This window comes from Parasphingomonas frigoris, from assembly GCF_036663815.1.
Taxonomy (GTDB): Bacteria; Pseudomonadota; Alphaproteobacteria; order Sphingomonadales; family Sphingomonadaceae; genus Sphingomonas.
Map to the genome: position 1 here is coordinate 53,033 of NZ_JAXOJQ010000005.1, position 13,162 is coordinate 66,194.

General features: G+C 61.7%; 11 protein-coding genes. 6 read left to right on the forward strand and 5 right to left on the reverse strand.

Features of this window, described 5'->3' with window-relative positions; genetic code table 11:
• The first annotated feature begins 39 nt into the window (after positions 1 to 39).
• Together U1872_RS16095 and U1872_RS16100 are read left to right on the forward strand one after the other, a co-directional pair.
• Positions 40 to 2,361 (forward strand): TonB-dependent receptor, encoded by a 2,322-nt coding sequence (locus tag U1872_RS16095; RefSeq protein WP_332793934.1) that lies wholly within the window; start codon positions 40 to 42, stop codon positions 2,359 to 2,361.
• Between the two features lie 100 nt (positions 2,362 to 2,461).
• A complete protein-coding gene (locus U1872_RS16100; protein ID WP_332793935.1) occupies positions 2,462 to 3,748 on the forward strand; it encodes an MFS transporter in 1,287 nt (428 codons plus the stop codon).
• Between the two features lie 53 nt (positions 3,749 to 3,801).
• Here the strand turns inward: U1872_RS16100 and U1872_RS16105 are convergent, their stop codons facing one another.
• From U1872_RS16105 to hisD, 5 genes are all read right to left on the reverse strand, one after another.
• A complete protein-coding gene (locus tag U1872_RS16105; RefSeq protein WP_332793936.1) occupies positions 3,802 to 3,933 on the reverse strand; it encodes a hypothetical protein in 132 nt (43 codons plus the stop codon).
• A gap of 396 nt (positions 3,934 to 4,329) precedes the next feature.
• Positions 4,330 to 5,082, reverse strand: a complete 753-nt coding sequence (locus U1872_RS16110) for an HpcH/HpaI aldolase family protein (protein WP_332793937.1) — start codon at positions 5,080 to 5,082, stop codon at positions 4,330 to 4,332.
• A complete protein-coding gene (locus U1872_RS16115; protein WP_332793938.1) occupies positions 5,079 to 6,230 on the reverse strand; it encodes a cobalamin-independent methionine synthase II family protein in 1,152 nt (383 codons plus the stop codon). The genes U1872_RS16110 and U1872_RS16115 overlap by 4 nt, the downstream gene beginning before the upstream one ends.
• Before the next feature lie 40 nt (positions 6,231 to 6,270).
• The gene (locus tag U1872_RS16120) at positions 6,271 to 7,035 is read right to left on the reverse strand and encodes an SDR family NAD(P)-dependent oxidoreductase (protein ID WP_332793939.1); all 765 of its coding nucleotides are present in this window, start codon (positions 7,033 to 7,035) and stop codon (positions 6,271 to 6,273) included.
• Entirely contained in the window at positions 7,036 to 8,364 is a 1,329-nt protein-coding gene (hisD, locus tag U1872_RS16125) for a histidinol dehydrogenase (RefSeq protein WP_332793940.1), read from the reverse strand.
• A 490-nt stretch (positions 8,365 to 8,854) separates the two neighbouring features.
• On the opposite strand from hisD, the gene U1872_RS16130 reads away from it, so the two are divergent.
• The 4 genes from U1872_RS16130 to U1872_RS16145 all read left to right on the forward strand — a co-directional run bounded on the left by U1872_RS16130 (position 8,855) and on the right by U1872_RS16145 (position 13,136).
• Positions 8,855 to 9,463 (forward strand): hypothetical protein, encoded by a 609-nt coding sequence (locus U1872_RS16130; protein WP_332793941.1) that lies wholly within the window; start codon positions 8,855 to 8,857, stop codon positions 9,461 to 9,463.
• Between the two features lie 404 nt (positions 9,464 to 9,867).
• On the forward strand, positions 9,868 to 10,044 hold the full coding sequence (locus U1872_RS16135; protein ID WP_332793942.1) for a hypothetical protein: 177 nt from the start codon (positions 9,868 to 9,870) through the stop codon (positions 10,042 to 10,044).
• A gap of 1,305 nt (positions 10,045 to 11,349) precedes the next feature.
• Positions 11,350 to 12,555, forward strand: a complete 1,206-nt coding sequence (locus tag U1872_RS16140) for a diguanylate cyclase domain-containing protein (RefSeq protein ID WP_332793943.1) — start codon at positions 11,350 to 11,352, stop codon at positions 12,553 to 12,555.
• 305 nt (positions 12,556 to 12,860) lie between these two features.
• Complete coding sequence (locus U1872_RS16145; RefSeq protein WP_332793944.1) at positions 12,861 to 13,136, forward strand: HU family DNA-binding protein; 276 nt, start codon at positions 12,861 to 12,863, stop codon at positions 13,134 to 13,136.
• Positions 13,137 to 13,162 lie beyond the last annotated feature (26 nt).

The following is a 13,162-nucleotide window of genomic DNA, read 5'->3' on the forward strand; positions in this document are numbered from 1 at the left end:
CACGGTTTGCACAGCCGGCGGCGGCTTAAGGGGAACGATATGCGCAATCGAGTTTGGCTTTTCGGAGCGTCGGCGATTTCCTTGGCGCTGTGCGCGAGCGTAGCCTCGGCTCAGGAGACGAGCCAATCCTCTTCGTCCGCGATTCCTGCTCCGCAGCCGGCCGACAGCGCCGACATCGTGGTGACCGCGCAACGCCGCAGCGAGCGCCTGCAGGACGTGCCGCTCGCGGTCACCGCGCTAAGCGGTGCCGACCTCGCCCGCACTCACATCAACGACGCGAGCCGCCTACAATATCTGACTCCTGGCCTGACATGGGGCCAACAAGGCGCCGATTCCTTCCCGGCGATCCGCGGCGTACGCACTCAGTTGGTCAGTGCGCAGAGCGACCCGGTTATCGGCTTCTACCTCGACGGGATCTACCAGAGCCGCACCCAGCAGCAGAGCATTCCGATCTTCGACGTTTCGCGGATTGAAGTGCAGCGCGGGCCGCAGGGCACGCTCTATGGCCGCAACACCTTCGGCGGAAATATCAGTGTGATCACGCAGGAGCCGACCAAAAGCTTCGAGGGTGGCCTCAACGCCATGGTCGGCAACTACGACGCTCGCCAGTTCGACGGCTTCCTTAATATCCCGGCGAGCGACACGCTGCAGTTCCGCGTGGCGGGCTATCACAGCGAGCATTCGGGCTATGTCAGCTCGACGACCAACCCCGACATCAAGCTCAACGATGAGAACCAGACCGTGGTGCGGGCCAGCGCCAAGTGGACGCCAACGCCCGAGCTCGAGATTCTCGTCCACGGCGCGCTGTGGGATCGTAACGACGCCGGTGCCGGCGCCTATGGCTACAAGACGGTCGGCACGCTGATTAATCCGACGACCGGGGCCCGCTCGATCACGGGTGTGCCCTATGCGGTCAACCCGAGCGTCCATAACGGTTCCGCGTTCGTCAACGGTGTCGATATCGGCGTGCCCGTCACCGGCGACGCCTATCACATCCAAGCGGATTATCAGCCGACCCAGAAGCTGCACGAGCGCTATATCAGCGGTCAACTTAGCTACGATCTCGGTGCGGTGGTGGCGAAGGCGATCACCGGCTACAATAGCTTCCGCTCGAAGCGCAGCGGTGACCTCGACCAGACCTCGGTCGTCTTTCCGGCAGCAGGCGTGACGTCGAGCTTCGCGGGCTCGGGCCTGCAACAGCCCGACACGCGCGACACTTCGTTCAGCCAGGAATTGCAGCTTTCGTCGAACAGCAAGAGTTCGCCGCTGCAGTGGATCGTCGGTGGCTATTACTTCCATGACATGGTCGACGAGCTGTACAGCCAGGTTTATACCGCGCCGACCGCAACGGCGCTTGGTACGCGCTCGCGCACGCGGATCGATACCAAGGCTTATGCAGCATATGGCCAGGCGACCTATGCGGTTATCCCCGACACGCTGCGCATCATCGGTGGCATCCGATACTCCGACGAGACCAAGAACTACACGATCACGAACTTCACGGCGCCTCCCGGAACGTTCAACTTCGCAACGCAGACCGCGGCCAGGGCATCGGGCGAGGCAAAGTACAACAAGGTGACGTGGCGCGCCGGCGCCGAGCTCAACCTGACGCGCAACAACATGCTCTACGCGACGGTTTCGACCGGGTTCGAGTCGGGCGGCATCAACAACAACTCTTCGAACGCGCTCATCCCGCAAAGCTATGCACCGCAGACCGTGACGGCCTATGAGATCGGCTCAAAGAATCTGTTCGATGCGGGCCACGTCTCGGTCAACATCAGCGCCTTCTACAACAAGTACAAGAATCTGCAGATCACGATCCTCGATCCGAGCACGAACCTGTCCTATTATGCCAGTGCTGGCGCGGCGCGCAGTTACGGCGCCGAGTTCGAAGTGAGGACGATGCTGTATCAGGGGCTCCACGTCGATCTGACCGCGGCCCTGCTCGATGCCGAATTCACCAGCTACACCCGGCCCAACCCGTTCGGCAACACGACGCTGGTCAATCTGTCGGGCAAGGACGTGCCGATGTCGCCCACGTTCAAGGGCACAGCAAGCGCCTATTACGACATCGATCTGGGCAACGCCGGCCGCCTGACGCCACACGTGGACGTCCTGTATTCCTCGTCTTATTATTCGACCGACTACAACACTGTGCTCGACCGCCAGAAGGCGTACGGCGTGGTCGATCTCAGCCTGCGCTACACCTCGAAGCCCGGCTCTTATTACATTGAGGGCTTCGTCAACAATATCGGCAATTACGCGGTGATCTACAGTGCGACGCTCGGCAGCTCGGCGCGCATCCAGGAATCCTACGGCCCGCCGCGGGTCTTCGGCCTGCGCGTCGGTGGAAAGTTCTGATGCGCCGCGGTCCGGCAGGAGCGTATCGCATGTCGCCATTCTCGCGGCCGTCGCTTCCCGCCGGACCGCCGTCCTGGCCCACCGTGCCGGGTGCGGCAGCGTGACCGCCGGGACAGGAACTCTCGGCACTCGAGAAACGCTGCCGCCGGCATTCGCTGACCAGCCCGCCGAGCCGACCACCGCGTATCCCTCGACGCGTCGAGCGGTGGCGGCGTTCGCTTTTCTAATGGTCGCGGAGTTCTTTTACAGCTGGGCGTGGAATTCGATCGACATCCTCCGGCCGTATATTCGCGATAGCCTCGGCCTGACCCTGACCGAGGCCGGATCGGGCTATTCGGCGCAGGGCGCCGGTGCGCTGATCGGCGCGGTGCTGATCGGGCAACTCGCGGATCGCATCGGCCGCCGCAACATGCTCGTCGTGGTCATGGTGGGCTATGGGCTTAGCCTGCTCGCCGGCGTCGCGGTCGCGACCTATCTCCAATTCATCGCGCAACGCTTCGTGCTCGGCGTGATGATGGGCGGAATCTTCCCGATCGTCGTCGGCATCTATGTCGGGCTGTTCCGGGGGAATGTCCGCGGTCGGCTTGCCAGCTTGATCAACGCGATCTTCGGGCTCGCGGTCATCGTGATGGGTATCGCGGTGCGGCAATTGCCAGTGCATGCGGGGGAGCAATGGCACCTGCTGCTGTGGATTGGCGGCGTCCCTCCGATCGTGCTGGCGGCCTTCGCTTATGTCATCGTGCCGCACAGCGTCGATACGCGCCACCGCGAACAGCCGCGCGGGCGCTTGCCGGTACTCGAACTGTTCGGTCCGGGGCTCGCATTGCAGACCGCGATGCTCGCGGCGCTGATGGGACTGAATTTCTTCGCCTATCAGGCGTTCAGCGGCTGGCTGACGACCTATCTCAAGGACGTCCGGTTGTTGTCCTCGGCTGCGATCGGCGCATTGGTCGCCTGGACCTTTGCCGCCAACATCGCCGGCGGCTTCTTCTGGGGCTGGGCGGGCGATCGCTTCGGTCGCCGCTTCAATGCGCTCGGCTTCTTCCTGGGCGCGGCGGCAATCGCGGCCTATCTGCTGGTGCCAGGCAACATGGTGCTGCTCGGCGTGATCGGCGCGCTGTACGGCTTCATGCTCTCGTCGAGCGTGGTATGGGGACCATGGCTCACCGAACTCTATCCGCCGCACCTGAAATCAACCGCGGCCTCGATCTTCAATTGGGGGCGAATCGTCAGCTTCTTCGCACCGCTGATTACCGGCTCGCTGGCAGGCGCGATCGGACTTGGCGCGACGATGGGGGTGGCGAGCGTGATCTTCGTCATCGCCGGCCTGCTGTGGCTCATATTGCCAGAAACGCACCCGAAGCCGCTCTGGCGCTCGGCCGGCTAAAGTAGGGCGGGCGCGGCCCGCGCGTCGCGGACGTGCGAGACCGTGATGCCGGATTATGGCAGCATGATTGCGGCGATCGCGCGCCACTGCAGCATGCCGAGCCGCTCTCCGAGGATCGCGAAGGCGGCCAGCGCGCCGATTCCCAGCTCGAGGCTGACCCGCACGCTGAAGAGATGTGCCGGCAACGTTCCAGCGCGATCGTCTCGAGCGAATATGGCAGGGCGCTGCACAGCAGCGCGGCTATGCAGCCGACACCGAGCACATCGGGTCGCAACCGCACGGCACAGGCGGTGGCCCAGCCGTGCGGGACCGCAATCAGCGCCGCAGCGATCACCCCGAGGCATACAACCTGCGTTTCGCGCAGGACCGCGGTCGCTTGGCATCTCCAGCCGCCAGCGCCACGGCCCCTCCGACCCGAAGGTCAGCAGCATCGACAGACCCAGGCAAAGCGTGGTCATGCCCTCAGGGCCGCCACCGGAAAACCGCCTTGGCGTAGGACGTGCCGATCCATAGCGAGATCATCGAACCCAGCAGCGGCAACACCGCGCTGGCCGCTCCGTGTCGCCGGACGGCGGTCGCGCTCAGGTCTTTGCGGCGGCGATCAGTCCGGCGGCCCCGCCGAGCAGGAAGCCGTGGTCGGAGCCGAGCAGAAAGAAGCTGGCGCCCTTTGCCGTCCAGACCGGGACATCTGCGACACGGGCGAGGAACATGCCCACCGGGCGCCCGTGGCGCAGGCCGGCGGCGCAGACCGCTTCGATCGCGGAGACGACGTGGGGATCGTCCTGGCTGGTCGCGCCATAGGCGACGGTCAAGTCGACGCGCCCGACGAAGAGCGCGTCGATCCCCTCGACCTGGGCGATCGCATCGATCGCATCGATCGCTTCGGGATCCTCGATCTGCGCGATTACCACGGTGCGCGCCGCGCTCGCAGCGAGATGGTCGTTCACTGAGCGCGTGGTGTAGCCCGCCGCACGCGACGAGCCGGCATAGCCGCGACCGCCATGGCCGTATTGGCTGGCGCGGACCGCCGCGCGCGCCTCCTCGGCCGAGCGGACGTGCGGGATCACCACACCGGTCGCGCCGCAATCGAGCGCGCCGAGGATCTGCGCGGGATCGGCCGAGGCGATGCGCACAAGCACATCCTTGCCACTCGACCGCGCCGCCATCACGCAGCCGTCGATTGCGGCGCGATCGAACGGGGCATGCTCGGCATCGAGGCAGAGGCAATCGAGGTCGGTCAGCGACAGCACCTCGACGATGATCGGCGATGGCGTCTTGACGAAGGTCCCGACCAGGGTCTCACGCGCGGCGAGGCGCTGTTTCAAAGACGTCATGCGCCCCGTGCCCAAATCCGTTCGCTCGCAATCGCTGCGCCGTCCGACAGCGCCGCGAGCTTGGCGTAGACGATATCGGGATCGATCGCACCAAATCCCGCGAACGTTGAAAAGCCGCAGTCGGTGCCGGCGATCACGCGGTCGCGACCGACAATATCGACATATTGTTCGATCCGCTGCGCCACCACTTTGGGATGCTCGACGAAGTTGGTGGTTGAATCGATCACGCCGGGGATCAGAACGCGATCCTCGGGGATCAGCGTTACCATGTCGGTAAAGGCCTGCCAGTCATGCTGGTGGCGCGGATTGGAGGTTTCGAACAGAAGCCCATGCGGCTTCGCCTGCATCAACGTCGGCAAGATCACCGCCATCTCGACGTCGCAGTGGTGGGGGCCTTCGTAATTGCCCCAGCAGACATGCATCCGCACCTGGCCCGCGGGCACGTTGCGCAACGCGTGATTGAGCACTTCGACATGCTGGCCGATCAGTGAGAGATAGTCGGCGTCGCTGCGATCCTTGTACCTCATGTGGCGCCCGAGCCCGAGATCGGGGCTGTCGAGCTGCAGCGTTAGCCCGGCGGCGCAGATCGCCTCGTATTCGGGCCGCATCGCCTCAGCCAGCGCCTCGAGATATGCGTCCTGCGTCGCGTAGAAGTCGTTGGGTTGGAACAAGGCGATCACGCCGGGCGAGGCGGCGTTCATGAACGCGCCGTGCGGCGCATGCAGGCGCACGGCGTGATCCAGCCGTGCGACGTCGTCGTGCAGTGGCTGCAGCGTCAGCGGCGCGATCTCGCCGACGCAGCGCGGGCGGCGATAGGTCGGCGTGCCGCCAGCTGCGGCTTGGCGCGCGAGGAAGCCGGGAAACGCCTCGAGATCGGCCGGCGGTGTGCGCGCGCTGTCGCCGGCAAAGCCGGTGATTCGGTCCTTGATATAGGTGGCGTACGAGATCTTGGACATCTCGCCGTCCGACACCAGGTCGATGCCAACAGCGACCTGGCGCGCGACGCAGGCATCGACCGCGGCACCGACGACACGGTCGAACTCGGCAGGGTCGACCGGCTCGTCGCGTTCGTGCGCGAAGATCAGGTCGGTGACCGCCTTGTCGCGCGGCAGCGAGCCGACATGCGTCGTCAGAATCCGGTCGGCCATCAGTCTTATCCCATGTTAGTGCGCTGACGATGCGGCGCGATCAATCGGCGGTCCAGCCGCCATCCACGATCAGGCTGGTGGCCGTCATCAGCGCCGAACCGGCGCCGGCGAGGAACACCACCGGACCCATCAAATCCTCAACTTGGCCAATCCGTCCGAGCTTGATCTTGGCGAGCACGCCCGCCTTGAATGCCGCATCTTCGAAATAGGGGCGCGTCAGCGGCGTCTCGATGAAGGTTGGGGCGATCGTGTTCGAGCGGATGCCGTAGGGTGCGAGGTCTAGTGCGAAGCTCTTGCTCATCCCCTCGATTGCCCATTTCGACGCGCAATACAGCGCGCGATTGGGGCCGCCGACATGGCCCATTTGCGAACTCATATGGATCAGCGAGCCGGACAGGCCTTCGGCGATCATCCTTCGCGCGGCAGCCTGCGCGACGAAGAAGCTCGCCTTGAGGTTGAGGTCGAGCACCGCGTCGTAATCCGCCTCCTCAACCTCCTGCATCGGCTTGGGCCGATTGGTCCCGGCATTGTTGACCAGCACGTCGAACGCCGGGCGCTTGGCGAAGAAGGCGGAGACGGCAGCGAGGTCTGATACGTCGAGCACCGCTGCCTCGGCCTGTACGCCGGTTGCGCGAATGGCCGCCGCCGCCTGCTCGATCTCGCCGAGGGAGCGCGCCACCAGCGTCACCGCCGCGCCCGCCGCCGCCAGCGCGGCGCTGCAGGCGAGGCCGATGCCACGCCCCGCGCCGGTCACGATCGCGCGCTTGCCGCCGAGCGACGGGGACGGTGTGATCGGCAGCCCCATCTACTCGGCCGCGACCAGCGGCTCGGCGCGCCCGGCATAGGGCACGTTGCGGCCGCCATAGCGTCGCACACGGACATTGGCCTGTTCCCCATGCCCGGCAAACCCTTCGAGCGCGCAGAGCCGGCTACAATATTCGCCGATCATGGCCGATGCCTCGTCCGTCATCACCTTCTGGTAAGTGCAGGTCTTAAGAAATTTGCCGACCCACAGCCCGCCGGTGTAGCGTGCTGCCTTCTGCGTCGGCAGCGTATGGTTGGTGCCGATGACCTTGTCGCCATAGGCGACGTTAGTGCGCGCACCGAGGAATAGCGCGCCGTAATTGGTCATGTTGGCGAGGAAATAATCGGGGTCGCGCGTCATCACCTGGACATGCTCGGAGGCAATTGCGTTGGCGATCTCGACCATCTCGGCATCGGTCTCGGCGACGATCACCTCGCCGAAACTGTCCCACGCCTTGCGGGCGTAATCGGCGGTCGGCAGGATCTGCAGCAGCCGGTCGATCTCCGCCATCGTCTCGCGTGCGAGCTTTTCCGAGGTGGTGAGCAGGACGGCGGGGCTGTCGGGTCCGTGCTCGGCCTGGCCGAGCAGATCGGTCGCGCACAATTCGGCGTCGGCCCCGATGTCGTCGGCGATCACGAGCGTCTCGGTCGGGCCGGCGAACAGGTCGATCCCGACCCGGCCGAACAGCTGGCGTTTGGCTTCGGCAACGAAGGCGTTACCGGGGCCTACAAGAATATCGACCGGGGCGATCGACGCAGTGCCGATCCCCATTGCGGCGACTGCCTGAATTCCGCCGAGGCAGTAGATTTCATCGGCGCCCGCCATTGCCTGCGCAGCGACGATCGCCGGGGCAGGCTTGCCCTTGAACGGGGGCGCGCAGGTGATCACACGCGCCACTCCGGCGACCTTGGCGGTGATGACCGACATATGTGCCGAGGCAAGCAGAGGGTATTTGCCGCCCGGAACGTAGCAGCCAGCTGCGTTCACCGGCACGTTCTTGTGGCCGAGGATGACACCGGGAAGCGTCTCGACCTCGACGTCGCGCATCGAATCGCGCTGGACCTGCGCGAAGTTGCGGATCTGCGTCTGGGCGAATTCAATGTCCTTAAGGTCCTGCGCGGCGAGCTGGTCGATGCAATCCTGGATTTCCTTCGCACTTAGGCGAAAGCTGTCGCGGTCCCAGTCATCGAAGCGGATCGACAGGTCGCGTACGGCGTCGTCGCCGCGAAGCTCTATGTCCTCCAAGATCTTTTCTACGGCGTCACGGACTTCACGATTTCGCGTTGCCTTTGCCTCGAGCGTCGCGCCGCGTTTGAGATGATATGCCATAAGCGATCCTTTGCATTCGAATGCAAACGTCGTAGCGTTGGTTTGGCGACGGATCAAGAAGTGGAAATATGGTGGGGTTCAATAAGTGCGATGCCCGCGCGCACGACGCGCTATTCCGGGCCGCGCGATAGCCCATTATTGTTATGATCGGTGCTGTCCTTGTGGGAGCAATCGTCTCCTACCTCGCGCCGCACCTGGGTCACGGCAAGGTCAATGGTGGCGACAATCCGGTCCAATTTTTGCGGTTCCGGCCTCGGTTGCGAACGCGGGTCGCGCGAAAGTGGGCAGCCAATTATCGGGCGGAAAAGCGGACGGGCAGAAATCGATCGATAGCTTGCCATCCGCGGACGAACCGTTTGTCAAACGCTGCAAGAGCGGCAAATTAGGCGATGGGAAACATCCAGCCGATAAGTCCCGCAAAGGGAGGGCACTATCAATGCGATGTCCAATGCTTTCATCAGTTACTCGACGGTTGTCACTCGCGAATTTCGTGACAGCCTTGTTGGCGGCTCAGGTCGCGCATGCACAGTCTTTCGGTGGCAGATACGACCCGCCGTCTTATCGGGACGGCAAAGCGCACTACGAGAAAGGGGAAGAGAGCTTCGGTCAATTTGCCGTTGTGCGGTATGTCGAAGACCGTCGGGAAACTCCCATACCCGATGTCGCTTCCGTTACGATGGAATCAACGCTCAACTGGCACGACAGTAGAAATAGGATCGGGTTTGCTATCAAGGACGATGGATCCTACGTTACCTTCCAAGCGCAAGGAAAAAGCGCTGACGGCAAAACGATCTGCATCATGGGAAGCACCATTGTTGACTATGATCGCAACCCGAGCACAATAAAGAACTGGCAAAACCTCCAACCTCTTATTCGTGAGCAAATAAAAGGCTGCACAGCGATAGACTATGCGGATTTTGACCGGGCTATGATGGAAATGCATACCTCAAGCTTTGACTACGTTGCAGCCGCAAACTACTGGAAAAGTGTGTCCGCAGGCCTTTTCGGTCCGTCTGGCAGGCGCTGCCTCGCAGAGCGCATGATCAAGCCCCACGTCTTGCCGCCGCAATTTGAGTGTACAAGATTTTCGCTGCCATGAAATTGCTTTCTTTAAGAAGGAGCGTTTGGCCGCGGCTTGTGACCTAGTCTTATCAAAGCTGCCGGTCGCCTTTTCACCAATTGCGGACATTCCTATTCGATGCCAAGCTTAGCACGGCAGCAGTGATTAAAGCACGAGGTTGGAGGAGAGATCGGTGAGCGGCTTCATTTTCAAGCGTGCGCTTGATAAATTCGCCGAGGAAACCCTGGCCAGTGGTGGATTTGGCCTACTGCATGCCTAGTGGGTATTATCGTGGCTGTAGCAATCGTCGCCTTCGATTTGTAGGCTCTAGTCGAAAAGCGAGAGCGGTCGAAGTTTATCCGCTTGCCATCAATTGTTCCATTACAAGGGACTGTCATGGTTCCGATCGCGCCTGCGCGTCGGCGCGGTAGGGAGACGGTGTGATGGCGGGAAAATCGCATTTCGATAGCACGCCGCAAGAGAATTACGCGCTTTTCGTAAACGCTTTGGCTGGTCTTGAGGATGATGCTGGAATCGAGTGCTACTCGCAGGAGGACATTCGTCTTTTCCGCGAGGCGCTGGAAGAATTTCGTTCCGACTATCGCGTTCGGCATGGCTAACCACCAACTATCGCCGTTCGAGCGCCGCCGGCGCGATCACCGTTTCCAAAAGTCGACCGACTGCTATTGGGCGAGAAAGTGGTCGGTCTCAAATCGGCCAAATTACAACGTGGACAGTTTGCGGATTTTGAGAATAGCCACTTCTAGAGAATTGGCGTGGTCCTGTTGCGCGTGCCATCCCCGATTGCGAATCTACTGTCAGAGGGTTCGAATCTTAACCTAGGAATCGAATTTTCGCCTCAAGTGGTTGCAATGAAAAGTTTATTTTCCGAGGTATTTTTCGAGGCTTTGTTACGAATCGTGAAGAAAAAAAGTTCAAATTATCAGTGACCTATCTCTAAATGTCGAATCCCTCCGTCTCCGCCAGGGGCTCGTTCGGAGCCCGCCGCAACAAGTTACATATCTTAGCAAAATCCCCAGAAAACCGTCGTTTCGGTCCTATCCGTGCGCATGCCTCCACACCTACCGTGGGCATCGAATGAGGTGTCGAGCAGCGTGGAGGTTGCTCGATCGGATGGATTTGTCTCCATCCGCCATTGGTTCGACCCGAAGGACGACAATCAGAGCCACTCGCCCCCCATCTCTGCTTCAGTCGGTTAGTGTCGAAAGATAGCAGTCGGACGCGCTTCTTTTTCGCTTCTCTACGACGATCTTGCATGCTTATGGCCACGGTGAGTGGGAACAAGACGTTTCGAGTTTTTGTGCCGGCAAGCCAATCGGCGCGGTGGTTGTCGACCGACCCCGTCGGCACCCGTGCGACGAGCCAGGGTCTTTGTTCCGCCACCGCAGCGCCGCCCTGCGCCAAGGCAGACGCATAAGTCGCCATTCAACGTCCTCCTCGACGTTTCCGACTTTCGACACTCGTTCATCTTCGCCGGGCAGCGGTCGATCAGCCACCGAAGGCGATATGGAATGCCGGGAAGTTGGACAAACGCGTCATTCCCAAGTTGCAGATTGAGCGTCGACTCTTGTCGGACGCCGACGTTCGGCGCTTGTCCGGGCGGCGTGGCGTTACGACTGAAGCTGGGCTGGTAGCGGGCAGTCCGGCAAACCGCCGGGTTCGAGCCCCGATCGGGCGAATACCATAGTGCCTAGCTATAACGATCCCGAGGGGGCACCGCTATTGCGTCACCAGCTACCGTAGTTTTACGCATGCCGTGAAAATGTCGAGTTAACTGGCGACCGATAAAATAGCAGATGAAATATGCGTAACATAGCGCAGCGAGGAGGGCGCTCGCTGGTGCGGCAATTGGCTCTAGGGAGGGCAGTCCACGCCAAGATTATTGTCATCATTGGCGAAGAGACGTGAGCCGATCGGATCAGGAAGTGTCTGTCCGACGGCGTGCAAGCATCGGGCTTTTTCCGGATCCCGCCACCCTCGCGCTGCCAATTTACCGGGAATTCGTCGATATGCTTTTCGGTATGCGACTTCCGGTATTAGGGCTCGGCGCCGTCTATGTGGCAATTTGCGTTATTGCGAGCTACACACTCGGCCAAACCATATTTGCCATTCTTGCAATCCTTGGCGCGTTGACGACGTGGGCGCGCGTCGCCGCTATTGGCGCGTATCAGCGCGCACCACCCGCCGAGGGCATGGAAGACGTGCGCTGCTGGGAACGGCGCTACGCCATCGGAAATTACATATCGGCAGTGCTGCTAGCAGCCCTCAACGTCGCGGCGCTCTCGACCCCTTATCCGGCTTTGCACCTCGTTACCGTAAGCTTGCTGTTCAGCTACGGCGCGGGCTGGATCTCCCGAACGTCGGTGAGACCAAAGATATGCGTGATAAGCCTCTTGCTCGCGACCGGACCAACCGTCGCGGCGCTCGCCTTCCAAGCGTTTGCGCCCCATCCTGACGCGCTACACACGGAGATGTTCCTCGTCGAAGCCGCGCTCGTTGCGATGATTGAAGGGCTCAGCCTGCATACCGTCGGACACCTTTATCGGTCGGCGGTTGAGCATCACACGGCAAGGCATGATTTTGCGCAGCTCGCCAAATATGATGCGCTGACCGGCCTCGCAAATCGCCTGCTTCTGCGGGAGCGATTTCAGGCATCCATAGACGCCGCCGAGCGCAGTCATACCCGGCTTGCGGTTCATTTTCTCGATCTCGACGGGTTTAAGGCGATCAATGATCAGCACGGCCACCCCACTGGAGACGCCCTATTGCAGCAGGTCGCGCAACGATTGAAAGCTTTGGTCGGCGCCGGGGATACTGTTGCAAGGCTGGGCGGAGATGAATTCGTGTTGCTACAGACCGGCGTGTTGCATGACGACGAAGCCAGCATGCTGGCTCGGCGAATTATCTGGCAGCTAAGCCTTCCCTACGAAATCGACGAAAACGCCGTAAATATTTCAGTCAGCGTCGGCATTGCAGTGGCCCCTCATCAGGGCGTTGAGCTCGTGCGGCTGCTGTCCCGAGCCGATGCCGCTCTTTATCATGCGAAGGCAGACGGCAAGGCGCGAGCGATGTTTTGCACCGACGACGCCGCGGTGCATCTCGCGGCATGATGTCAGTCGGGCGTGCTCCTTTTTAACTTATCGACGATGATCTTGCATGCTTGTGGTGACCATGAGCCGGAAGGGGACGTTTTAAGTTTTTGCGCACGCAACGTGCCCGACGCTTGCGCAAGATTGAGCGCGATGCTGGAAAATGAAGCGCGGCACCTAGTCGCAGCCTGAAACCTTGGCCGCGTTAAATGCGCTCGCGGGCATGCTACCACGCTGCCGACGTCGCGCGAGCGCGCCGATCGTCTGGTCAGAGTGCGGGATTATCGATAGGCGGCGGCTTCCACTCTCAGCGAAAGCCTCGAACTATGAACAATTCTGATCTCGTGGAGAAGATTGCCGCTTCCAGCGATCTGAGCAAGGGTGACGCCAAGAGCGTGGTCGATGCGGTGTTCGCCGCAATCGCCGACGCGGCAGCCGCGGGCGAAGAAATCTCGCTCAACGGCTTTGGCAAATTCAAGGTCAAGGACAGCGCCGCACGCGAGGGCCGCAATCCGTCCACGGGCGCAACCATTCAGATCGCCGCGTCAAAAAAGATGGGTTTTACGCCGGCAAAGGCTCTTAAAGACCGCCTGAACGGCTGAGCAAATCGGTGACGATCGTTGCGTCG

What these genes read in the sequence shown, in the direction of transcription:
- U1872_RS16095 (WP_332793934.1), top strand. Translation starts at nt 40, where the DNA reads ATGCGCAATCGAGTTTGGCTTTTCGGAGCGTCGGCGATTTCCTTGGCG.
- U1872_RS16110 (WP_332793937.1), bottom strand. Translation starts at nt 5,082, where the DNA reads ATGACGTCTTTGAAACAGCGCCTCGCCGCGCGTGAGACCCTGGTCGGG.
- U1872_RS16115 (WP_332793938.1), bottom strand. Translation starts at nt 6,230, where the DNA reads ATGGCCGACCGGATTCTGACGACGCATGTCGGCTCGCTGCCGCGCGAC.
- U1872_RS16120 (WP_332793939.1), bottom strand. Translation starts at nt 7,035, where the DNA reads ATGGGGCTGCCGATCACACCGTCCCCGTCGCTCGGCGGCAAGCGCGCG.
- hisD (WP_332793940.1), bottom strand. Translation starts at nt 8,364, where the DNA reads ATGGCATATCATCTCAAACGCGGCGCGACGCTCGAGGCAAAGGCAACG.
- U1872_RS16135 (WP_332793942.1), top strand. Translation starts at nt 9,868, where the DNA reads ATGGCGGGAAAATCGCATTTCGATAGCACGCCGCAAGAGAATTACGCG.
- U1872_RS16145 (WP_332793944.1), top strand. Translation starts at nt 12,861, where the DNA reads ATGAACAATTCTGATCTCGTGGAGAAGATTGCCGCTTCCAGCGATCTG.